This is a genomic window from Idiomarina sp. D18, from assembly GCF_057748155.1.
Map to the genome: position 1 here is coordinate 2543673 of NZ_CM173240.1, position 22980 is coordinate 2566652.

24 protein-coding genes are annotated in these 22980 nt (G+C 48.1%); 17 read left to right on the forward strand and 7 right to left on the reverse strand.

Annotated elements, in window-relative coordinates; translation table 11 throughout:
- Nucleotides 1-160: 160 nt before the first annotated feature.
- Nucleotides 161-373 (reverse strand): 50S ribosomal protein L31, encoded by a 213-nt coding sequence (gene rpmE, locus AC3AP5_RS12210; protein ID WP_006954592.1) that lies wholly within the window; start codon nucleotides 371-373, stop codon nucleotides 161-163.
- A 171-nt stretch (nucleotides 374-544) separates the two neighbouring features.
- On the opposite strand from rpmE, the gene priA reads away from it, so the two are divergent.
- The 5 genes from priA to hslU all read left to right on the forward strand — a co-directional run bounded on the left by priA (nucleotide 545) and on the right by hslU (nucleotide 7157).
- A complete protein-coding gene (gene priA / locus AC3AP5_RS12215) occupies nucleotides 545-2740 on the forward strand; it encodes a primosomal protein N' (protein WP_006954591.1) in 2196 nt (731 codons plus the stop codon).
- 83 nt (nucleotides 2741-2823) lie between these two features.
- Nucleotides 2824-4566 carry an arginine--tRNA ligase gene (gene argS, locus AC3AP5_RS12220; RefSeq protein WP_272978375.1) on the forward strand — a complete coding sequence of 581 codons (1743 nt, stop codon included), beginning with the start codon at nucleotides 2824-2826 and terminating at the stop codon, nucleotides 4564-4566.
- Between the two features lie 3 nt (nucleotides 4567-4569).
- Nucleotides 4570-5133, forward strand: coding sequence for an SPOR domain-containing protein (locus AC3AP5_RS12225; protein ID WP_287830404.1), 564 nt, complete (start codon nucleotides 4570-4572; stop codon nucleotides 5131-5133).
- Between the two features lie 124 nt (nucleotides 5134-5257).
- Complete coding sequence (hslV, locus tag AC3AP5_RS12230; protein ID WP_040487670.1) at nucleotides 5258-5803, forward strand: ATP-dependent protease subunit HslV; 546 nt, start codon at nucleotides 5258-5260, stop codon at nucleotides 5801-5803.
- Between the two features lie 10 nt (nucleotides 5804-5813).
- Nucleotides 5814-7157, forward strand: coding sequence for an ATP-dependent protease ATPase subunit HslU (gene hslU, locus AC3AP5_RS12235; RefSeq protein ID WP_006954587.1), 1344 nt, complete (start codon nucleotides 5814-5816; stop codon nucleotides 7155-7157).
- Nucleotides 7158-7166: 9 nt separating this feature from the next.
- Here the strand turns inward: hslU and AC3AP5_RS12240 are convergent, their stop codons facing one another.
- The gene (locus AC3AP5_RS12240; RefSeq protein ID WP_006954586.1) at nucleotides 7167-9233 is read right to left on the reverse strand and encodes a putative bifunctional diguanylate cyclase/phosphodiesterase; all 2067 of its coding nucleotides are present in this window, start codon (nucleotides 9231-9233) and stop codon (nucleotides 7167-7169) included.
- Nucleotides 9234-9404: 171 nt separating this feature from the next.
- On the opposite strand from AC3AP5_RS12240, the gene rraA reads away from it, so the two are divergent.
- Complete coding sequence (rraA, locus tag AC3AP5_RS12245) at nucleotides 9405-9890, forward strand: ribonuclease E activity regulator RraA (RefSeq protein WP_006954585.1); 486 nt, start codon at nucleotides 9405-9407, stop codon at nucleotides 9888-9890.
- Nucleotides 9890-10945, forward strand: coding sequence for a formimidoylglutamase (locus AC3AP5_RS12250; protein ID WP_006954584.1), 1056 nt, complete (start codon nucleotides 9890-9892; stop codon nucleotides 10943-10945). Before rraA ends, AC3AP5_RS12250 begins: the two co-directional genes overlap by 1 nt.
- Here the strand turns inward: AC3AP5_RS12250 and hutI are convergent.
- A complete protein-coding gene (hutI, locus tag AC3AP5_RS12255; protein ID WP_006954583.1) occupies nucleotides 10896-12116 on the reverse strand; it encodes an imidazolonepropionase in 1221 nt (406 codons plus the stop codon). The two genes, AC3AP5_RS12250 and hutI, sit on opposite strands and share 50 nt — an antisense overlap.
- Nucleotides 12117-12243: 127 nt before the next feature.
- On the opposite strand from hutI, the gene hutC reads away from it, so the two are divergent.
- From hutC to hutH, 3 genes are read left to right on the forward strand one after another with little or no spacing between them, the layout of a single operon-like run.
- Nucleotides 12244-12957, forward strand: a complete 714-nt coding sequence (hutC, locus tag AC3AP5_RS12260) for a histidine utilization transcriptional repressor HutC (protein ID WP_272977705.1) — start codon at nucleotides 12244-12246, stop codon at nucleotides 12955-12957.
- Between the two features lie 14 nt (nucleotides 12958-12971).
- Nucleotides 12972-14645, forward strand: coding sequence for a urocanate hydratase (gene hutU / locus AC3AP5_RS12265; protein WP_286682408.1), 1674 nt, complete (start codon nucleotides 12972-12974; stop codon nucleotides 14643-14645).
- A gap of 9 nt (nucleotides 14646-14654) precedes the next feature.
- The gene (gene hutH, locus AC3AP5_RS12270) at nucleotides 14655-16181 is read left to right on the forward strand and encodes a histidine ammonia-lyase (RefSeq protein WP_487326801.1); all 1527 of its coding nucleotides are present in this window, start codon (nucleotides 14655-14657) and stop codon (nucleotides 16179-16181) included.
- Here hutH and AC3AP5_RS12275 read toward each other — a convergent pair.
- The 3 genes from AC3AP5_RS12275 to AC3AP5_RS12285 are packed head-to-tail and all read right to left on the reverse strand — an operon-like array spanning nucleotide 16178 to nucleotide 18425.
- Complete coding sequence (locus tag AC3AP5_RS12275; RefSeq protein ID WP_006954579.1) at nucleotides 16178-17080, reverse strand: bifunctional GNAT family N-acetyltransferase/hotdog fold thioesterase; 903 nt, start codon at nucleotides 17078-17080, stop codon at nucleotides 16178-16180. The two genes, hutH and AC3AP5_RS12275, sit on opposite strands and share 4 nt — an antisense overlap.
- Before the next feature lies 1 nt (nucleotide 17081).
- Nucleotides 17082-17522, reverse strand: coding sequence for a D-aminoacyl-tRNA deacylase (dtd, locus tag AC3AP5_RS12280; RefSeq protein WP_006954578.1), 441 nt, complete (start codon nucleotides 17520-17522; stop codon nucleotides 17082-17084).
- Nucleotides 17523-17576: 54 nt separating this feature from the next.
- Entirely contained in the window at nucleotides 17577-18425 is an 849-nt protein-coding gene (locus tag AC3AP5_RS12285; RefSeq protein WP_006954577.1) for a virulence factor BrkB family protein, read from the reverse strand.
- Between the two features lie 65 nt (nucleotides 18426-18490).
- On the opposite strand from AC3AP5_RS12285, the gene AC3AP5_RS12290 reads away from it, so the two are divergent.
- The 5 genes from AC3AP5_RS12290 (at nucleotide 18491) to AC3AP5_RS12310 (ending at nucleotide 21206) form a co-directional block, all read left to right on the forward strand.
- Nucleotides 18491-19207 carry an SDR family NAD(P)-dependent oxidoreductase gene (locus AC3AP5_RS12290; RefSeq protein WP_006954576.1) on the forward strand — a complete coding sequence of 239 codons (717 nt, stop codon included), beginning with the start codon at nucleotides 18491-18493 and terminating at the stop codon, nucleotides 19205-19207.
- Between the two features lie 78 nt (nucleotides 19208-19285).
- Nucleotides 19286-19522 (forward strand): YqaE/Pmp3 family membrane protein, encoded by a 237-nt coding sequence (locus tag AC3AP5_RS12295; protein WP_006954575.1) that lies wholly within the window; start codon nucleotides 19286-19288, stop codon nucleotides 19520-19522.
- Nucleotides 19522-20166 carry a DUF2959 domain-containing protein gene (locus AC3AP5_RS12300; RefSeq protein WP_006954574.1) on the forward strand — a complete coding sequence of 215 codons (645 nt, stop codon included), beginning with the start codon at nucleotides 19522-19524 and terminating at the stop codon, nucleotides 20164-20166. Before AC3AP5_RS12295 ends, AC3AP5_RS12300 begins: the two co-directional genes overlap by 1 nt.
- Nucleotides 20167-20187: 21 nt before the next feature.
- The gene (locus AC3AP5_RS12305; protein ID WP_006954573.1) at nucleotides 20188-20700 is read left to right on the forward strand and encodes an NADPH-dependent FMN reductase; all 513 of its coding nucleotides are present in this window, start codon (nucleotides 20188-20190) and stop codon (nucleotides 20698-20700) included.
- A complete protein-coding gene (locus AC3AP5_RS12310; protein WP_006954572.1) occupies nucleotides 20700-21206 on the forward strand; it encodes an MgtC/SapB family protein in 507 nt (168 codons plus the stop codon). The genes AC3AP5_RS12305 and AC3AP5_RS12310 overlap by 1 nt, the downstream gene beginning before the upstream one ends.
- Here the strand turns inward: AC3AP5_RS12310 and AC3AP5_RS12315 are convergent.
- Nucleotides 21203-21817 (reverse strand): TetR family transcriptional regulator, encoded by a 615-nt coding sequence (locus AC3AP5_RS12315; protein WP_006954571.1) that lies wholly within the window; start codon nucleotides 21815-21817, stop codon nucleotides 21203-21205. The genes AC3AP5_RS12310 and AC3AP5_RS12315 overlap by 4 nt on opposite strands.
- A gap of 213 nt (nucleotides 21818-22030) precedes the next feature.
- On the opposite strand from AC3AP5_RS12315, the gene AC3AP5_RS12320 reads away from it, so the two are divergent.
- Together AC3AP5_RS12320 and trhA are read left to right on the forward strand one after the other, a co-directional pair.
- Entirely contained in the window at nucleotides 22031-22312 is a 282-nt protein-coding gene (locus AC3AP5_RS12320; protein WP_006954570.1) for a DUF3081 domain-containing protein, read from the forward strand.
- On the forward strand, nucleotides 22309-22971 hold the full coding sequence (gene trhA / locus AC3AP5_RS12325) for a PAQR family membrane homeostasis protein TrhA (RefSeq protein ID WP_006954569.1): 663 nt from the start codon (nucleotides 22309-22311) through the stop codon (nucleotides 22969-22971). Before AC3AP5_RS12320 ends, trhA begins: the two co-directional genes overlap by 4 nt.
- The last annotated feature ends 9 nt before the right edge of the window (nucleotides 22972-22980 follow it).

Below are 22980 nucleotides of genomic sequence, written 5' to 3' on the forward strand. Positions count from 1 at the left end.
AGATCATGCTAACTTTTGATGTGTTTAAAAACACACCAGTCAACTTTTCTTTAACAATGGTGTCTCTGAGCAGAGTAGATATGAAAAAAGGCGCCATTTGGCGCCTTTTTTGTAAAAATGGGCTGAAAAGCTCATTTTTATACGTTTTGCGTACCGGCAACTATTTTTTGCCCAAAGTACCAAAACGTTTCTTGAATTTGTCGACACGACCACCTGTATCCATTACACGTTGCTTACCAGTGTAGAATGGGTGGCACTCTGAACATACGTCGATGTGTAGATCTTCTACGCGAGTAGAGCGAGTTTCAAATTCGTTACCGCACGAGCAAGTTACTTTGATTGCTTCGTACTTAGGATGAATACCTTGTTTCATGGGAATACCTCGAGTTAGGCCACATCGCTATCCAGTCGCCTCGTCTGCGCAGGACACCATGTGTAAAAAAACAACAATGTTTAAGAGCGCGGCATTTTATGCGATCTTCACTGATCATTCAAGAGGCTTATTACGCTTGTTTTATCGCTCATTGCGTTTCAGAATAGCGCTATGATAGACAGCCCTCACTACATTGAAGTGGCGTTACCGTTGCCGTTGCGGCGCAGCTTCACTTACCAATATGATTTGTCGGAACCGGCAGTGCTCGGTGCGCGTGTGCGGGTGCCTTTTGGTCAACGGCAATTGGTCGGCATTATAACGCAACTTAATGTTGCAGCGCCGAGCACGTTTGAAGCCAAGTCAGTGCTGGCACAACTAGATACCACCGCGGTATGGAAAGCCGAGCTGTGGCAACTTTTAAATTGGGCGTCAGATTACTATCAGCATAGTCTGGGTGATGTATTTGCTAATGCTTTACCCATATTGTTGAGACAGGGGAAACCCATCGGCTATGCGCCCGTTACTTATTATGAGTTGGCGCAGGATGCACCGAGTGCGAGTGATACTGCGCTTGACCGAGCGCCCAAGCAGAAGCAATTACTCGGGCTATTAAGACAAGGTCGAGTCAGCGCAGCGCAACTTAAGCAGGCTCAGATTAGTACCACAGTCAGTAGCGCTGCTTGCGATAAAGGCTGGGTTAGACGCATTGAAGAAAGGCCTGAGCTTAATGCAGAACAACATTGGCAGATGGCGCTCAGCGAAGAACCACTCGCGGTTAACCAAGAACAAGCGGTTGCGCTTAGCGCAATTAAGCAAATATCTGGTCATGCAAGCTTTCTCCTCGAGGGTGTAACCGGGAGTGGCAAAACCGAGGTGTATTTACAAGCTATCGAGCATGTCTTAGCAGCAGGTCGGCAAGTGCTAGTCTTAGTACCTGAAATTGGCTTGACGATGCAAACGATTAAGCGCTTTCGGCAACGTTTTGATGTTCCAGTCGAGGTCTTACACTCTAACCTTAATGATACAGAACGCCTTCATGCTTGGCTCAACAGTCGATCGAATCGGGCAGGCATTGTCATTGGTACACGTTCAGCCATTTTCACTCCGTTCGCTGATTTAGGCATGATCGTCGTCGATGAAGAGCACGACTTGTCCTATAAGCAGCAGGATGGATTTCGTTATCACGCTCGCGATATTGCGATTAAACGTGCGCAATTACTTGATATTCCGATCATTCTAGGCAGTGCTACGCCTGCGCTCGAGACCCTTAATAATGCCGTTAATCAGCGCTTTCACTGGTTGCAACTAACTCAACGCGCCGGTGTTGCAGAAAGCGTTGAGCATGAACTTATAGACTTGAAAGGTCTACCGATGCAGGCGGGCTTGTCGGAACCCTTGCTACAACAAATAGAACAGGAGCTAAGTAAGCATAACCAGGTGCTACTGTTTTTAAATAGGCGTGGCTTCGCACCTGCGCTGATGTGTCATGAGTGTGGGTGGATTGCTCAGTGTAAACGTTGCGATGCGTATTATACGTTGCACCAAGCACAACGGCGCCTACATTGTCACCATTGCGATAGCCAACGGCCTGTCCCAAAGCAGTGTGAGCAATGTGGCTCAACGCATTTAATATCGCATGGTGTGGGTACCGAACAACTCGAAGATTTTCTTAATCAACGATTTCCCGAGCACAGCGTTTTGCGGATAGACCGGGACTCTACACGACGCAAAGGCGAGTTAGACGCACACTTAAAATCGGCCTCCGAGCATAAACATCACATTTTGGTGGGTACCCAGATGCTCGCCAAGGGGCACCATTTCCCCAATGTGACTTTAGTCGCGCTGTTGGATGTCGATGGCGCTTTGTATAGCGCTGATTTTCGCGCGCCAGAGCGGTTGGCTCAGCTGTTTACACAAGTATCGGGTCGCGCGGGTCGAGCTCACAAACGCGGCCGAGTCGTGCTACAAACGCATCATCCCGAGCACGACTTAGTGCAAGATTTGCTAAATAATGGATACCAACACTTTGCGCTAACCGCTTTGGCTGAACGGCAGGCGACAGCGCTTCCCCCGTTCAAGCATTGGGCGCTGGTGCGGGCCGAAAGTACCGACAAAGCGCAAGTTGTCGAGGCATTGAATCATATGGCTGCTTGCTTACCCGAGGTTGCGGGCGTCATGGGCGTCGGTCCGATTCCCGCGTTAATGGAAAAACGAGCAGGTCGTTATCGTTATCAATGGATACTGCAGACGACATCGCGTAAACAACGCTATCAAGTCGTTAAATATTTACTCAGCCAGTGGGAAAACCTCAGTATTCTCAACCGTATACGATGGTCGTTGGACATTGATCCACAAGACTTCACATAAACGCGCAAAAACAGGTAAACTAACCCTCTTATTGTGAATCACTTTTTCTTTCCTTTTTAACGTTAATACAGGTAGTCGTGTCGATGAAAGAGCAACTTGAACAGTTAATTACTGATGCTGTGGGCCAATTAAAAGCTGACGGTATTCTTCCTACGGATCTAACCGTGAAGATTCAGTTGGACCGACCACGAGATAAGTCACACGGCGACTTTGCGTCCAATCTGGCGTTGATGCTGGCAAAGCCTGCAAAAATGAATCCGCGTCAATTAGCGGAAAAGGTTATTGAAGCGATTCCGGCGAACACGCTGATTGCCAAAACCGATATCGCTGGACCTGGCTTTATTAACTTTACGATCGCACAGGACCAGTTAAAGAGTCAGTTAACCACCATGCTGAGTAGTGCTGATCTCGGTATTCAGCGTGCTGAAAAGCCAATGACCATTGTTATTGATTATTCATCACCTAACCTAGCGAAAGAAATGCACGTAGGTCATTTGCGCTCGGCGATTATTGGCGATGCGGTATCGCGTACCGCCGAAATGTTGGGCCATAAGGTGATTCGCCAAAACCACGTAGGTGATTGGGGCACTCAGTTCGGGATGTTGCTGGCGCACATGGAAGAGCTGGATAGCGAAGCGGCTAACTATGAGCTCAGTAATTTAGAAACTTTTTATAAAGCTGCCAAAAAGCGCTTCGACGAAAGCGAAGATTTTGCCGAGCGGGCACGTGAATTAGTCGTCAAGCTACAGTCAGGTGATGACTATTGCTTGAAGCTGTGGAATCAATTTATTGATGTATCGCTGACGCACTGTCAGGAAGTGTATGATCGTTTGGGTGTGAAGTTAACCCGTGACGATGTGATGGCCGAAAGTGCTTATAACGACCGTCTGCCCGGTGTTATCGAACATCTCAAAGAGCAAGGGCTGTTAGTAGAAGACCAAGGTGCGCAGTGCGTATTTTTAGACGAGTTTAAAGGTAAAGAAGGTGAACCCCTTCCAATTATTGTGCAGAAAAAGGGCGGCGGTTATTTGTATGCGACCACTGACCTTGCTGCAATCCAGTATCGTCAAAAAGAACTCGGTGGCGACTACCTGATGTATTTTGTCGATGCGCGTCAATCTTTGCACTTCGAACAGATCTTTACCTTAGCGCGTAAAGCCAAGTTCATTGAGGGTGATATTAAAACTCAGCATTATGGATTCGGCACTGTTATGGGTAAGGACGGGCGTCCTTATAAGAGTCGCGACGGTGGTGTGACTAAACTTGCTGATTTATTGGATGAAGCTGAGCGCAGAGCACTCGAACTGTTACAGCAGAAGAACTCTGACCTGACTGCTGAGCAGCAAGAGGCGGTCGCGAAAGTGGTCGGTATTAGCTCAGTTAAATATGCCGACTTATCAAAAAACAGAACATCGGATTATATTTTCGATTGGGATTTAATGCTCACGTTTGAGGGCAATACAGCGCCTTATCTACTTTATGCATTTACTCGCGTGAATAGTATTTTCGATAAGTTAGGTGAACGTTCGTTTGATATGGACGCTGACTGGCTGCTCGAAGATGAGCGTGAGCTTGCGCTCGCAAATCAACTGATTCGGTTTGAGGAAGTGGTGAACCGTGTATTCGATAAAGCCATGCCGCACTTCTTATGTGGTTACTTGTTTGAACTCGCAGGTTACTTCTCGAGCTTCTATGAAGCCTGCCCTATCCTCAACCAAGAGGACGAGGCGGTGCGTAATAGTCGTCTTAAACTAGCCCGTTTAACGGCTAATACGCTTGAAAAAGGCTTAGCATTATTGGGTATACCGACGTTAGAAAAGATGTAAGTCATGGATTACGCTAATCGTAAACCCAAACCTAAAAAGAAGTCTGGCAAATCGTCCGGTCAACGGGGTAAACCGTCGGCTCGCGGTGCTGCCGCTAAGCAACCCAAACAAGTTCCGTGGGTTGCAATTGTGCTTGTCTTGGCTTTAATGGCCGCATTTATTTACGGTTTGCTGAGTATTAATGGTGATGGTGATAAGTTGCCAGCGAAACCGACAGACCAACAGGCGGCTGACGAGTTACCCCCAAAGCCAAAGGAAAAGTGGCAATATATTCAGGAACTAGAAAGTAAACAGGTTGAAGTCGATGTGCCTGAGCGCGAACTCGGACCTCCCAAACTGATGCAGTGTGGGTCATTTAGAAAGCAATCTGACGCCGAACGTCTTAGGGCTGAAATTGCAATGGCCGGCTTAGAGAGTCAAGTACGAAGCTCTGAGGGTAAAAACGGTCTTTGGTATCGCGTGATTCTTGGGCCTTACGAGACCAAGCGCGCGGCTGAAAGAGAGCGGCATAAATTGCAACGAGCTAAGATTTACGGTTGCGCGATTTGGAACTGGAACCTCGACTAAACTCGTTAAAACTGCAAAGGCATCGTTGGATGCCTTGAAATCTTATCAATACACCCTCAAATAGCTAATAATCGCATTGCAACATCGCTTGCAGTTCACCGTATTAGCTAGAGAGGGTTTTGTTTTGACCACGATAGTATCCGTAAGACGCGGCGACAAAGTCGCTATTGGTGGTGATGGCCAAGTCTCGCTTGGTAACACCGTCATGAAAGGTAACGCTAAAAAAGTACGCCGCCTTTACCACGATCAAGTATTAGCCGGTTTTGCTGGCGGAACCGCAGATGCATTTACACTATTTGAGCGCTTTGAATCAAAGCTAGAGCAACATCAGGGTAACTTGATGCGAGCTGCTGTAGAACTCGCGAAAGATTGGCGAACAGACCGCGCACTACGACGCTTAGAGGCATTGCTCGCGGTTGCCGATAAAGAAACGTCGCTCATCATTACCGGTAATGGTGACGTAGTTCAGCCCGAAAACGACCTGATTGCTATCGGTTCCGGTGGGCCGTATGCTCAAGCAGCGGCAACGGCCATGTTGGAGACGACCGAGTTATCGGCGCGCGATATCGTAGAAAAGGCACTCACCATTGCAGGCGACATTTGTGTTTACACGAATGGCTACCAGACCATCGAAGAACAGCAGTCAATCGCTGCCTCAAAAAATAAGTAGGGGATAAAAGATGTCAGATATGACCCCAAGAGAAATTGTAGACGAACTCAATCGTCACATCATCGGTCAAGATAAAGCTAAACGAGCGGTAGCCGTAGCGCTTAGAAATCGCTGGCGCCGGATGCAGTTAGATGATGATTTGCGTAATGAAGTAACGCCTAAAAATATTCTAATGATTGGCCCAACGGGCGTGGGTAAAACTGAGATTGCACGTCGCTTGGCTAAGCTCGCACGTGCACCTTTTATTAAAGTAGAAGCAACCAAATTTACTGAGGTGGGCTACGTTGGTAAAGAAATTGAATCCATTATCAAGGATTTGACCGATGTAGCAGTGAAGCAAAAGCGCGAAGAAATGATGCAAAAAGTGCGTTATCGCGCAGAGGAAGCTGCCGAAGACCGCATTTTAGATGTGCTACTACCGCCTGCGCGTACCTCAGGAGGCTGGGGTGCAGAAGAAGATAAAGGCAATGATGAGCAACGTCACTCACGGCAAGTGTTCCGTAAAAAGTTGCGCGAAGGTAGCTTAGACGATAAAGAGATCGAAATTGATTTGGCGATGCCGCAAATGGGCGTTGAGATCATGGCGCCGCCAGGCATGGAAGAAATGACGTCACAGCTACAAAACATGTTCCAGAACATGGGCAATGACAAGACCAAGAAGCGCAAAATAAAGATCAAAGATGCGTTTAAGCAATTAATCGATGAAGAAGCAGCCAAGTTGCTTAATCCGGACGAGGTCAAGGAAGCGGCAATTGAATCTGTCGAGCAGAACGGTATTGTCTTCCTCGATGAGATCGACAAGATCTGTAAGCGTGGTGACAGTAGTGGCCCTGATGTTTCGAGAGAAGGCGTACAACGCGACCTGTTGCCGTTGGTGGAAGGTACGACGGTCAATACCAAGCATGGCATGATCCGTACTGATCATATCCTATTCATTGCATCAGGCGCCTTCCAGATGAGCAAGCCATCGGATCTAATTCCAGAGCTACAAGGTCGTCTACCAATTCGTGTTGAGTTGGATGCACTGACCAGTGGTGACTTTGTACGCATTTTGACAGAGCCGAATGCTTCACTAACGACTCAGTATAAGGCCTTGTTGAATACCGAGGGTGTTGAAATTGGCTTTACAGACGATGGCATTCAACGGATCGCAGAAATCGCCTTCCATGTGAATGAGACCACCGAAAACATCGGCGCGCGTCGATTACACACAGTGCTAGAGCGTCTGATGGAGGAAATCTCCTTTAATGCTACTGATCATAGCGGTGAAAGCATTAGCGTTGACGCTTCGTATGTCGATAAACACATTGGTGAGTTATCGCAAGACGAAGACCTAAGCCGCTTTATTCTATAAGTGGTGCCTTTATGCCGTTGCCAAAGATGCTGGCAACGGCTCTCTTCCTAGTTTGAGCTCGTTCTCGATGAGCTGCTCTGCCAACTCAAGCTTAATGGGCGGTGAGTAGAAATAGCCCTGCATCATGTCGCACCCAAGCTGTTGCAGAATATCTTGTTGGTCTTGTGTTTCGATACCTTCTGCTATGACACGTTTACCAAGACCATGAGCCAAGCGAATCATTGCTTTTAATATTGTCGCATCGGTGCGATTAACCTGCAGCTCGCTGACAAAACTTCGATCAATTTTAATCTTATTAATGGGTAAAGAGCGCAAGTAGGCAAGTGAGCTATGACCTGTGCCGAAGTCATCTATAGCGACTTTAAAGCCGAGGTCTCTAAGTCGACGAATGACATCCATGCCATTACTTAAATCGGACATTGCGACAGTCTCGGTAATTTCTAACTCGAGATAACTGGCATCTAATTGGTAATTGTCGACTAATCGAGTGAGGTGTTCGACGAGTTTAGACTGTTGGAATTGTTGTGCCGATAAGTTCACCGCGATAGGCCACACGTGACTAAAACGTTTGTTCCAATCTGCGAGTATTTCGGCAGCGCGTTCAAGTACCCAATTATCAAGCAACTCGGTTAGGCCTAACTGTTCGATGTGCGGAATAAACTCAGCTGGCGAGAGCAAGCCTCGTTCGGGGTGCTGCCAACGGATTAGTGCCTCAAAGCCACATAATTGCTGGTAGTCGAAATCAAACTGAGGCTGAAGATAAATCACAAATTCGTTATTTTTAAACGCCTTTCTTAGAATCGGCTCCATATCAATAAGTTGAGAGAACGCGTCATCCATCCCGCGTTCATAAAAAGTAATATTGGAGGCGTTTTGGCGCTTCGCATCGGTTAGGGCTAGCGTTGCTTTGTTCAGCAAAATTTCAGCATTTACACCGTGTTGAGGGTAGCGTGAAATTCCCACGCCAACCGACAGCGTGATCTGTCGCTGATTCACCTCGATAGGACGAGACAACTCGTGCTGGAGCTCTGTGGCAAGTTCAATGATATGACGACGACTTTTTAAGTGATCGAAGATGACTGCAAATACGTCGCCACTAATTCGAGCTACGGTAACGGGTTTACGCTTAAATTGTTGTAAGCGTCGGGCAATTTCTTTTAATACTTGATCGCCCCCCCGAATACCCAACCGTTCGTTGACGGACTTAAACCGTGAAACGCCAAGTAACATCACGGATAGGTGACGGTTATTTGAACGGCAGTAGTCGACTAAAACGGGGATTTTACTGACTAATTGATGACGGTTAGCGACACCGGTTAAGGCGTCGTGTGTGTGTAAATATTCGGCGCGCTGCACAGCATAAAACGAGGTCGAACGCTCCGATTCCAACAGCCAGATTACGATACCGACCATTATGATAGTCAGGAATACAATGGTAAATAAGCCCTGAGTGCTGATAACCCAATCTAAATAAATGGTATTAGTGAATAACAACACCGCCGACAAAATAAGATTCTTGATTGCTAAAAATGTAAATGCGGAGGCGACAATTTTGGGACCTAAGCCAGGTGGGATGCGCAAAAACATGAAGAGCGCAATACCTAAGAACAATAGGGCCGGCACGATAAAGCGTGGCAATTCAGATTCAAATAATGACAACTCACCGGTTTGATTTGAGAACATCCAGGCAATTGTGGCTGAGGCAGCTAACGTAGTTATAAGGAGGAGTAAATGCCGAGTTGTTTGGCTTAGGTGACGTTCCTTAATGGCGTTGTAGGCGCCGAGAGCAATATAGGTGAGTGCCAAGTAGTGAAGAAAAATTGAGCCTGTATAAAGACTCTGTGTAATCCACTCAGGATAGTTTGTCCCGATGAGTGCGCTCGATGTTAGAACAGCGCGAATAAGCTCGCTTGCACCATAGCTCAAGCATGCGACCGACCAATCCCCGAGGTATGCTTGCTGATACGATTTAAGATAAAACCGCAGTAAGCCAGCGAATCCCAGCAACATCAGGGTTTGAATGACATGAGTTAATGTTTCGATCGCCAAAGAGGTGACCAAATCGAGATCAGGCATCAGAAAACAGTAATAATTATTGTTATATTTATATTAGATTACGCGCCATTGGTGGGGTAATTCAAGTATAACCGTTCAAAGATTTTAACAAAGCGGCTATTGAGCATTTTTAAAACCACCAATTACCGTTATACTTACCTGAATTCGCACTGTCTAACGCAGGATACAGTCATGGAATACAATACCTCAGAACTTTGTGATTTATACCCCGATATGGTCGATGTCGTTGAACCGATGTTTGAATCCTATGGCGGGCGCTCTTCATTTGGCGGACAACTCGTCATCGTTAAATGCCATGAAGACAAAGGGCTGATTGAAGAGACCCTGAACCAAGATGGTGGGGGCAAAGTGTTATTGATTGATGGCGGTGGATCTGTGCGCCGCGCTTTGATCGACCTCGCCATTGCAGAGCAAGCGTTGGATAATGACTGGGAAGGTATCATTTGTTATGGCTCAGTGCGTGATGTTGACTCACTTGAAGAACTGGATATGGGAATTTTGGGTGTTGCCTCGATTCCTGTAGGTGCCTCAAGCGAAGGAATTGGTGAAATAGATATTCCAGTCAATTTTGGCGGAGTAACGTTTCTACCAGAAGATCATATTTACGTGGATAGCACCGGCGTTATTTTATCTCCTGAGCCACTTGATATCGAATAATGCAAAAGCCTGAGTTTTTAATTACCGACGATTTAAGCCGCTACGTTAAACTTCGGCCACATGAAACAAAAGTCGGGCAGGCCATGAATGGTCTGCCTTCGGGGTCTTACTCTGAGGCGTTAGACAAAGCGTGGGAATTAGGACAACGCGTTGCCCTTGTTGGTGTTCCTGAGAGTATCGGTGTTAAAGGAAACCTCGGTCGCCCCGGTGCAGAGGGTGGCTGGCAGGCTTTCCTAGGTAGTTTTGCGAACCTGCAACATACGGGCTTACTTTCCACGCACGAATTGCTACTTGTCGGATCCGTCGACTGCAGCGATCTTATGAGTCAGGCAGAACCCTTAGACGCCAATAATGAACATGACTTACAAACGATTCGACAGCTTGTTGAACGTGTTGATGCGCGCGTTCGCGAAGTGGTTGAGCCGTTATTCGTACGCGGATTTGAAGTTGTTTTAGTCGGTGGTGGACACAATAACGCGTACCCGTTACTTAAAAGTCTCTCGACTGCTAAGCAGCAGCCTTGTGGGGCTATTAACCTCGATCCCCATGCGGACTTTAGAGCTCGTGAGGGTCGGCACAGTGGTAATGGTTTCAGTTACGCCTATGTCGATGGGGCTTTATCGCACTATCATGTTGTGGGCTTACACCAAGCCAAAAATTCAGCCTCAAGCCTGCGACAAATGGCTGATGCCGGTATGCGCTATCATGCGATCCACAGTATTATCGGGCGTCCTTTTGCGGAGGTCATGGATGAAGTCGCAGCTAAGTCAGTCAGCTGGCAACGTCCACTGGGTATCGAGGTCGATGTTGATTGTTTAACAGGCGTTCCCGCCAGCGCAGTTAATTATAGTGGCTTGAGCCTTGCGCAAGGATTTAGTTTCGTGAAACGTTTGGCCGAGCTCGAAGATGCTGCCTACCTGCACCTTGCTGAAGCAGCACCTTCATTATGCCCCACCGGTTTTGACGAGGGTCAAAAGCAAACGGGGCAAGTGTTAACTGAGCTCGTTATTGCTTATATGCTGGGACGTGAACGACGCCGTCGTACCAACGCTTAATCAGTGGATTGACGCCGAACTGATAAGTCAGTTCGGCGGCATCCTGAATGTCCCATAAAGCTAGATCAGCTTTCATACCTGCTTTGATTTCACCGACCTGCCCATACATACCGAGGGCTTTGGCTGCATTAACCGTGACGCCCCGCAAACACTCTTCTGGTGTTAACTTAAAGAAAGTCGCCGCCATTTGTAGCATCAGTTGCAAGTTGTGAATCGGCGACGATCCAGGATTAGCATCGGTAGCAATCGCCATCGGCACTCGGTGCTTACGCAGCAGTTCAATCGGCGGCACTTGGTCATCTCGGAGAAAGTAAAACGCTCCAGGCAGCAGCACTGCGACGGTACCGGACGCTGCCATGGCTTGAACACCTTCTTCGTCGAGTTGCTCTAAATGATCGGCCGAAAGCGCTTCAAACTGTGCTGCGAGCTGAGCACCCTGTTGATTCGTGATTTGCTCGGCGTGTAATTTGACGGGCAAACCTAAGGATTGAGCCGCTTCAAATACGCGTTGTGTTTGCGCGGGTGAGAAACCAATTGATTCACAGAACGCATCAACGGCATCCACCAGTCCCTCATCAGCAAGGGTTGGGAGAATACGTTCTACTATTTCGTCGATATAGCCGTCGGCGTTATTTTTGAATTCGGGTGGAATCGCGTGAGCCGCTAGCAACGTGGTTTTCACTCGTACGGGTAATTGTTCGCCGACTGCGCGCGCCACTTGTAATTGCTTACGCTCGGTCTCGAGGTCAAGGCCATAGCCCGATTTAATCTCAAGAGTTGTTACACCCTGTGCGATAAGTGCTTTAGCGCGCTTTAGTGCCAGTTGTAATAGCTCATCATAGCTTGCCTCTCGGGTTGCTCGCACGGTCGCGGCTATACCTCCACCGGCTTTTGCTATCTCAGCGTAAGTAGCGCCATGCAGCCGCTGAGCAAACTCGTTAGCGCGCGAGCCAGCCCAGATCAAGTGAGTATGGCAATCAACTAACCCCGGCGTCATTAAACCACCTTGACCGTCAATCACTTCCGCGGTGGGTGTGGACGGGGCATCAAACGCCGGTCCTGCCCACTCGATGTGGGTGCCGTTAACAATCACGATGGCATCTTCAATCAGTCCATAGTCGGACAGTTCAGCATCTAAAGTAACTAGTTGAATATTCTCGATTCGTTGCATGATGTAAGGCTCTTAGGATTCTGTTTAGCTAGATGATACTCGTTAGATTAGCAAATACAGGTTGTATAGACAAATGATCTGATCTAAACTTTTTGTTATGTTCAACGCTTATGCCGCTGGGTGTCCTATGGCCAAGTTTTCCAATATAAAGCAATTCATTTACGACAAAATCGAGACCGGCGAGTGGCCGGAGAATCACCCCGTTAGTTCTGAAAACGTTCTTGCCGAACAGTTTTCTGTCAGCCGCATGACCGCTCGTCGCGCCTTGCAGGAATTAGCAGATGAGGGACTTGTGATTCGAACGCAAGGCGCTGGCACGTTTGTGGCACCGATTAAATCGCAAACATCGTTCATGGCGATTAAAAACATTGCTGATGAAGTGCGCGACCGAGGTCACGAATACCGCGCTAAGGTCCATCATTTACGAATTCAGGATGCGTCGAGCCAAGTCGCCGAGGCGTTACAAATTGAACCGGGCAGCGAAGTCTTGCACTCCACTATTACGCACTTGGAAAACGACTTACCGGTGCAGTTAGAGGAGCGCTATGTAAATCCCAAACTGGTGCCCGACTACTTAAAGCAGGATTACACCAAAGTGACGCCCCACGAATATTTATGCGTGGTTACGCCGCTGACTGAAGCGAGTCACCAGATTGAAGCGATTCATCCGATTTCGTCGGTATGTCAGTTGCTGCAAGTGAGTCGTGACGAACCGTGTTTAAGAATTATACGTCGGACATGGAGTTCCGGCGGCGTCGTGAGCTACGCCATCCTGACTCACCCAGGCTCGCGATTCAAATTGGGCGGACATATGAACTTTGATGCGCCAAAACTAGATTAAAAAAGGAGTTAATAATGTCATTTACCCGTTTAGATAAGTCGCGCGTTATCCGCGCTGATCGCGGCGCAGAATTAACCTGCGCAAATTGGCAAATTGAAGCTGCCAAGCGCATGTTAATGAATAACCTTGATGAAGAGGTGGCAGAGCACCCGCAAGCGCTCGTCGTATACGGAGGTATTGGTCGTGCAGCACGCAGCTGGGAGTGTTTTGATAAAATCGTTGAAACGCTTGAACGGTTAAAACCGAACGAGTCACTATTAGTCCAATCTGGCAAACCAGTCGGTGTATTTCCGACTCATGAGAACGCGCCGCGTGTGCTGATTGCTAACTCTAATTTGGTACCCGAATGGGCGAATTGGGAGCACTTTAACGAACTCGATAAAAAGGGTCTGATGATGTACGGTCAGATGACCGCTGGTTCTTGGATCTATATAGGTTCACAAGGCATTGTTCAAGGCACCTATGAAACCTTTGGTGCGGTAGCGCGCAAACACTTTGAGGGTGATGCAACCGGGAAATGGATTCTAACCGGTGGCCTCGGCGGCATGGGTGGTGCTCAACCACTGGCCGCAACGATGGCGGGCTTTTGTATGCTCGCGGTTGAGTGTGATGAAAGCCGCATCGACTTTAGACTTCGCACACGTTACGTGGACCACAAAGCGACCAGTTTGGATGAAGCGCTGGAATTAATGAACAACGCTATGGCGGAAGGTAAGGCCATTTCGGTTGGATTACTCGGGAACGCCGCTGACGTGTACGAAGAACTAAAACAACGGAACGTAACGCCCGATGTGGTGACTGACCAAACCTCAGCGCATGATCCCTTGCATGGTTATCTACCTCAGGGTTGGACACTCGAAAAATATCAGGCTGAGCAAGATAACGATCCACAGGCGACTGTGCTTGCAGCCAAACGCTCAATGGCAGTGCAAGTGAAAGCAATGTTGCACTTCCAGCAACAAGGCGCTGCCGTACTGGATTACGGCAACAATATTCGCCAGATGGCTCAAGATGAGGGTGTTGCTAACGCCTTTGATTTCCCAGGCTTCGTACCAGCCTATATTCGTCCGTTATTCTGCGAGGGTATTGGTCCGTTCCGTTGGGTTGCGCTTTCAGGCGATCCAGAAGACATTTACAAAACCGACGCTAAGGTCAAAGAGCTGATTCCTGATAACCCACATCTGCATAACTGGCTGGATATGGCGAAAGAACGCATTAGTTTCCAAGGCTTGCCTTCACGTATTTGCTGGATTGGTCTGAAGGACCGTGCCCGTATTGCGAAAGCGTTTAACGAAATGGTGCGTGACGGTGAATTAAAAGCGCCTATCGTCATTGGTCGTGACCATCTCGACAGCGGCTCGGTTGCGAGCCCTAACCGTGAAACTGAAAGTATGGCGGACGGCTCCGATGCTGTATCTGATTGGCCGCTACTGAACGCACTCTTGAACACCGCAGGCGGCGCGACTTGGGTCAGCTTACACCACGGCGGCGGCGTGGGAATGGGTTATTCCCAGCACGCGGGTGTGGTTATCGTTGCCGATGGCACCGACGAAGCTGAGCAACGTTTGGGCCGTGTGTTGTGGAATGACCCGGGCACCGGGGTGATGCGCCATGCGGATGCTGGCTACGATATCGCGAAGAACTGTGCGCAAGAACAGGGGCTTGATTTGCCCATGCTCGAGAAATAAGGAGTAACAATGAGCCAATTTCCATTAAATCCTGGTCAGCTTACATTGGCTGACCTCCGTGCGTGGTACTTCGAACCACAGCAGCTTGAGCTCGCGGAATCCGCTATCGAAGATATTGAGCGATCGGCAGCGACTGTACAAAAAGTATTGGATAAAGGGCGCGTTGTTTACGGTATTAATACCGGCTTCGGCTTGCTCGCCAATACACGCATTCCACCCGAAAAGTTAACCGACTTACAGCGCCGTATTGTGCTGTCACATTCGGTCGGTACGGGTGAGCTTATGGACGATGAAGTCGTCCGTCTAATGCTATTGCTAAAAATAAACTCGTTGGCGCGCGGCTTCTCGGGTATTCGCCTAAAAGTTATCAATGCCCTTACTGCGCTGCTGAACCATCAGGTCTATCCGTGTATTCCGAGCAAAGGTTCGGTTGGAGCATCCGGTGATCTCGCGCCTCTGGCACACATGGTGCTGCCGTTGTTAGGAGAGGGCGAGGTGCGTGTTAATGGTGAACGTATGCCCGCCAAAGAAGGCTTGGCAAAAGCTGGTTTAGAGCCGTTCGAGCTGGCGCCAAAAGAAGGCCTTGCGTTGTTGAACGGTACGCAGGCATCCACCGCATTGGCATTGGCTGGATTGTTTAAAGTGGAGCGTGTATTCCATAGCTCGATTCTTGTAGGCGCCTTGTCAGTGGAAGCGGCGATGGGGTCACGCGCACCGTTTGACGCGCGTATTCACCAAGTCCGCGGACAAATCGGACAGCAACAAGTGGCGGCTGCATTCCGTGATATCCTGACTGATAGCTCTGAGATTGCTAAAGATCACGAAAATTGTGAGAAGGTTCAAGACCCTTACTCGTTGCGTTGCCAGCCTCAGGTGATGGGTGCGGTTTATGATCAATTGAAGCACGCAGCGACGATTTTAGAACGTGAAGCGAACGGCGTGACCGATAACCCACTCGTGTTTAGTGAGCAGGAAGATATTATTTCAGGTGGTAACTTCCATGCTGAGCCCGTGGCTATGGCGGCAGATATTATTTCTATCGCGGCGAGTGAGATCGGTGCAATGTCAGAACGTCGTGGCGCGCTATTGATTGACAAACATCTGAGCAACTTGCCTGCGTTCCTAGTCGAGGAAGGTGGTGTGAACTCGGGCTTTATGATGGTGCAAGTGACTGCGGCAGCGCTTGCCTCAGAAAACAAAACCTTAGCTCATCCAGCGTCGATTGACAGTCTGCCAACCTCAGCGAATCAAGAAGATCATGTTTCCATGGCAACCTTTGCAGCGCGTAAAATCAGTGATATTGCTGACAATATCGCCGATATTGTTGCTATCGAGTGGTTGGAGGCTGCGCAAGGCTTAAACTTTAGACGCCCACTAAAAGCCAGTGCAAAATTAGAAGAAGTGTTCGCTATCTTACGTGAACAGGTCGACTACTATGCGGAAGATCGCTATTTTGCACCGGATATTAAGGCGGCGAGTGATTTGATTAAGTCGGGTCGCTTAGGCGTGACGCTAGCGGACATAACGCCCGCTTAATCACGTTTAGCCAACACGACAAAACGGCCTGTAAATTCAGCCACAGGCCGTTCATCATCCATGATCTGGGCTTTCATCATCATACGCGCGTTCTTACCCTCTTTTAGCGCTGAAAAATCGCCTGTTACGTCACTCAAATAAGCGACCGCTCGAGGCTCTCGTGTGACCGGTTTATGATAGTGAATATTACCATCTCCTAGTACAACCGATCCTTCGAGTTCTCTCTCTAAAAGTTGCAGATGCAACAGCCCCCAACACGTTAATGTGCCGAGCGAGTAGATGCTACCAGCAAACATCGTACCGTGTACGTTGATGTTACGTGACAGTTGAGCACGCGTTTCGAACATGCGTCCGGTGTATTGATGAATTTTGATCCCCATCGCGTCAGATATAGGAATCTCTTTTGTCCATGTATTTTGTAGTTCTTCACACCATTCAGGGCGATAGATAATACGGTTTTGTTCACTGAACGACTTCTTCAGTTGGTGTTCTGCCATCGGATTTTTGACGGTATCCGCTTCCTCCACCACCTGGTAACCACATCTTTTATAAAAACCAATGGTCGTATCACGTGAATTAATAATGACGTGAGTGGCACCTTCGGCGCGAGCTGCGCTTTCGAGTGCAAAAATAATCGCAACACCATGACCTTCGCCTCGATATTCAGGCGCGGTGGCCATGAAGCGAATTTGCGCTTCCTCTGGGCTATTAAAATGTAAACGTCCGACCGCAACCGGCTCACCTGCTTCGTTGACGACCATGCGGTGCAAACCGACCTGATCGTACTCATCTTGCTCAGAACCTAGCGGGCGCTGAAAGGGTTCACGCAATACGCGCCATCGGAGATGAAAGTATTTTTCAAAGTCGGTGTCGGTAGTCGGGGTTATCACTTTATACATATTAATCTACTCGTAGTTCAAAGGTGACAGGTCCGTCATTTACCAAACTGACTTGCATATCGGCACCAAATTGACCGGTTTCTACATGCACACCCTGTGCTTGGATATGGTCGCAAAATACATGGTACAACGTCTGTGCTTCGGATGGGTGAGCTGCGCTCGAAAAACTGGGACGGCGCCCTTTACGAGTATCGGCAGCGAGCGTAAATTGCGACACAACTAGAGTCGGATAGCCCTTGTCGACGAGGCTTTGATTCATTTTGCCTTCAGCATCGGTAAACACGCGGTAGTGGATAATACGCTCGGCAAGACGTTTGGCTTTTTGCTCGTTATCACCCTGCTCAACACCCAGTAATATCAATAACCCAGCGTCGATTCCGCCAACCTTGTTGTTATTGACATCTACCTGAGCACGGCTTACGCGCTGAATTAAACCTATCATGCTATCTACTCTTGCTTGTGAAAAAGTATATGGTTGTCGATTCTATCGCACAGATCAATCTGACTGCGTACGCTTTTTATGGATTAAACGGTATTCCTCCAGACTCACTGTCATCTCTGCACCTGCTAAGACAATCAACCATGACAAATAGATCCAAACGATGAGTATAGGCACCGTGGCAAGCGCACCATAAATCGCCTGATAGGTTGGGAAGTGGGTGATGTACAGCGAGAATAATTGTTTACTGACCTCGAATAGAATGGCTGAAAAGGCGGCACCAAAAGCCGCATAGCGGAATTTAACGGGGCGATTAGGCACGAGTTGGTAGAGCAATACAAAGGCGATGAAGCTAGTCACGACCGGTACTGCGGACAGCAAAAAGCTACGAATCCCCGAAACATAAGTTTCTGCAAACTGAGACAGCGAGACTAAGTAAGACGTTGCCGCCAATCCCGTACCAATAAGAACAGGGCCGAGTGTCAAAATCATCCAATAAATGGCAAAAGATACTGTCCAACGTCGGCTGCTGGTATCGCGCCAGATATTATTTAACGCAGAATCTATCGCCGAAATAAGGGCGACAGCCACAAAAAATAAAAATGCGATACCGACGGCGGTCATCTGTGATGCATTACCAACAAACTCATCGATATATTCTTTTAGCTGCTCACCCGAAGTGGGCAGCAGGTTAGCAAACAGCGCACTCTCTATGTTGTTTTTGAGATCATCGAAGACTGGAAAGGCGGAAAATACAGTGAATGTGACCACTAGCAATGGCACTAGGGACAATAAACTGACATAGGTGAGATGGCCGGCGGTCACGTTAATTGAGTCGGACTGACTGCGAAGTGCGACATGCCGAGAAAATTTAAAACCGTGTTTAAGCCAAAGTTTCCAGTTCATATTGGTCAAAATTACATATCTCTGCGTACGATGAATGAGTCTTATATTGATGGAGAACGCACAAGATGGCAATTGTAGTCTTTGGTGCCGCAGGTGGTCTCGGGCTTTCATTAACGAAAGCTTTGAAGCAAAAGTTCAACGATAGCACCATTATCGCAGTATCGCGTCAGCCAATTAACCAACGCGTCGCCGGTGTACATTACACGACGATAGAGGATTACACCGCTGAACCCTTAGAGCAGTGGGTCACTGAATTTAATCAGCGCGGTGAAGTGCTTGAGGGCGTTGTTTCGACGGTAGGCATGCTGCATGACGATGATACGTTCCCAGAAAAGCAGCTCGACGATTTAAATGAAGCAAACTTGAGTAAGCTCTTTAGCGTTAATGCTGTCATGCCGTTAATGATTCTTAAAGCGTGCAAACCGCTGTTGGACAAGAAGAAGAGTCGTTTTTTCATTCAACTGTCAGCGAAAGTTGGTAGCATCGAGGATAATTATTTGGGCGGTTGGTACAGCTACCGGGCCAGTAAAGCGGCTTTAAACATGTTACTCAAAACTGCATCAATTGAACTTAAACGCTCACATAAATCCTTTGTGGTTGCCGCAATCCACCCAGGCACGACAGATACCGATCTCTCGAAACCATTTCAAAAGCGTGTGCCCGAAGACAAACTTTATTCGCCTGAACTTTCGGCGGATCGCATTGTTAAGGTGATTCAGGGGCTCACCGCTGAAGATTCCGGTGGCTTATTTCATTGGGATGGCAAACGACTGCCCTATTAAGACTTGTATTCATTGTGCAACCAATGCATTAATATGAGGTCGTACGGGGGGATTTCATTTATCTCGACAGGGGGTTTTATGCGTTACATTTTAGCTGTTTTGATTCCACCGCTCGCGGTGTTGACGACAGGACGGATCTTTCAATTCCTATTTAACGTGATACTCACAGCTTTAGGCATTGTGCTATTTGTTTTTTCATTTGGTGCTCTAGGTTTAGTTTATATCCTTGCGATCATTCACGCGATTTTGGTCGTACGTAGTTACAACCAAGATAAACGAGATGAACGACTGGTTCGCGCTGTAAGGGGAGACTAATGAAAAAGCTGGCGTTAAGTATTTTTACGTTGTTGTTCTTAGTGGGTTGTCAAAGCGCCTACTATGGAGCGATGGAGAAATTGGGCATCGAGAAGCGCGATATTTTGGTCGATCGTGTTGACGACGCCAAAGAGGCACAAAGCGATGCTCAAGAAGAGTTCAAATCGGCTCTTGAGCGCTTGGATGCGCTGCTGCAATTTGACGGTGGTGAACTCGAAGAACGCTACAACGCACTGCGTGACGATTATGAGGCAAGTAAGTCTGCGGCTGAGCGTGTCAACGAACGTATCGAAGAAGTCGACGACGTGGCTCAAGATTTGTTTGATGAATGGAGCGAAGAGCTAGAGCTCTACAGTAATGATGCCATGCGCCGCGAGAGTGAGCGACGTCTGCGTGAGACAGAACGTCATTATGGTGAACTCATTCGCGTGATGGAACGAGCGGCTGGAAAAATGGACCCTGTGTTACAAAAGATGCAAGACAACGTGTTGTATCTCAAACACAACCTGAACGCGCGTGCTATCGACGCAATTCGCGGTGAATTTAGTCGTTTACAGACCGATATCTCAGACCTAATTGATGAGATGGAGTCTGCCATTGATGAGTCTAATCGCTTTATTGAAAGCATGAACAGCGGTGCTTAACCCACTTTTACAGGAGTTTTCATGAGTATTTTGTTTATCGGCGGCAGTCGTCGTAAAGAGTCAATTAATGCAAAATTAAAGCATCGCTTGGTGCAGGTTGCCGAAAAGCACACGTTTGATTTTGAGTTACTCGATGCTGACGCATTAGACGCGCCGATCTATCACGGCGACCACGAGCAGGCAGAAGGTGTTCCTAAGGCAATGCAACAGTTGGCAAAGGCTGTTGCGGCGGCTGATAAAGTTGTGCTTGTCAGCCCAGAATATAACGCCTCTGTTTCGCCACTGATTAAAAATGCGATTGATTGGACGTCGCGCGTTGACGGTCAGGTCTGGAAAGGCAAAAAAGTGTTACTGGCAGCTGCCTCACCCGGTGGGCTGGGTGGTATCCGTGGTCTCAGCCATTTGCGTGACATCTTGGGTAACGTACAGGCATGGACAGCTCCTCTTTTTGCCTGCTGTCCTAATGCTAATGATGAGACCATCGCGGCAATGGACGAAGATTTCCTATCGACTTTCCTTAGTCAGGGTGACTAATGAGCCTCTCGGATATTTTGGTGTTTGAGCACATGGCGCCCTTCACTTGGAAGGGCATTGCCACCGCGATTGCCAGCGGTGCCATTGTAGGGCTTGAGCGGCAAATTCGTGGCAAACCTGTCGGTATTCGAACTTCAGCACTGATCACACTCGGCACCTACGTCTTCTTAGTGAGTGCCAAACTAGTTATGAATGATCACACCGACGCTTCGCGCATCATCGGGCAAGTGATCACGGGTATTGGCTTTCTTGGTGCGGGCGTGATGCTTGCCAAAGACGGAGTGGTAGTCGGCGTTACATCGGCGGCCACCATTTGGATGCTCGCAGCAATCGGCGTTGTTGCCGGTTTAGGGTTATATCCTACAGCTTTCGCTTTAGCACTGATCGTTGTGGTGGTATTAGTGGGCGTTGACTTGTTAGAAGAGAGTTTTCAGTCGCTTACGCGCGGCGTTCATCAAAAGTACGATGGCTGGCGCAAGCGCCGCGCAGATAGCAACGAGCCTTAGGCTTTTAGTCCGTTCATATACGTATTTATGGCTGCTTCACCATACTCGACAAGAGGGAAGTAGCCATCATCCATTAACCAGTTGTAAATCAGCCCATCGACTAAGCCAAATAATCCGATAACCGCAATGCGTGGGCTCACTTGGGGTGGCAACTGACCCTCGTTAACCGCTTTCTCGAATAACGCTTCGACATCACAGATACAGTCATTGCGGCCACTCAAATGGCGTAACTTGATCGGATTGACCTCATCAATGTATTCACATTTATGCATTAAAATATTTGCGAGTGCTTGCACGCGCGGATCGGTGGCAACACGGTTTAAAAACTCATTGGTGCGTTCCTGTATTTCGACGAGCGCATCGAACTCAGGTTGTTGTGCAATTTGCTCGCGCATCTCATCAATGGGCAAACGCACACGCTCCATTAACGACTCAATCAACGCCATCTTATTACTAAAATGGTGGTAAATAGCGCCTCGAGTGACACCTGCAGCTTCGGCGACCTGTGCCATTGACGTATGGGTGACACCTCGCTCACTAAATACACGCTCGGCCGCATCAAGCAGCTGTGAGCGAGTCGCGAGCGCATCTTCTTTTGTACGCCTAACCAAATTACACCTCATCAAATTAGAATACAGTCTGATTATAGCGATTTTCTGCTTATCATGCATTATTGTATGTATATTTTGTGTACATGTTCATATTTGACAACTGAGTCATTTCGATAGACTCTGAAAGGGCATTTGGAGCAGAACAAGTCTAGTAGTGGCGTTGTTACGTATAATTACTGTGTATACATTAATGGACAAGCAAGGAGACAGTGCATGAAAAACGAGATCGATTTTCGTCTTATTTTAGATGCTTATGAGAAGATCCATGAGCATGGCGAGGCAAAGCAAGGCAAGCACGTCCTTGATGGTATTACTGCGTATACTGACCATGATGGCTACACGGTATTTTTGGAAGGCCACGGCGTAAAACTGACGCTAGAGTTTCATAACAAATACCGGTTAGATTACGACAATGGCAAGCAGTTCGACCAATTCATTCGTGCGCTTAAAAATATCAGTGAAGGCTACGAAACCCCAGGTTTGGAGCGTGGATGAGTAATAAGTCGTATACAGTTTTAGAAGAAGTCGCTCATGCGCTAACGCATGGCATAGGGGCGGTGCTGAGCATCGTTGGGCTCGTGGTGATGCTGGTGTGGTCTGTCGCCTATGGCGATACTTGGCACGTGGTGGCAGCGAGTATCTATGGGGCTAGCCTCATTTTGCTCTATACCGCCTCAACGCTTTATCACGCCTTTCCTTGGCCGCGTATTAAGGCTGTATTCCAACAGTTAGACCACGCCGCTATATTTGTACTTATTGCGGGCACCTACACACCCTTTGCGCTAATTAACCTGCGTGGACCTTGGGGTTGGTCACTACTCGGTGTGGTTTGGGGAATCGCATTATTCGGCGTGATTCTAGAGTTGGTTGTGAAGAATCCACCTAAGTGGTTGTCTTTGACGTTGTATCTTGGACTCGGCTGGATGGCGTTGGTCGCCATTAAGCCGATGCTCGATAACGTTGATACGGGCGGCTTACTATTGCTACTTGCAGGGGGGCTTGCCTACACCTTAGGCGTGATATTTTACGTACGTAAGCAGATGCCTTACCACCATGCGATTTGGCACTTATTTGTGCTGGCCGGAAGCATCCTACATTTCTTCTCGATTTTTTATTATGTGTTGCCGCAGCCCGAATTAATAGCAGCACAATGACTTTTATAT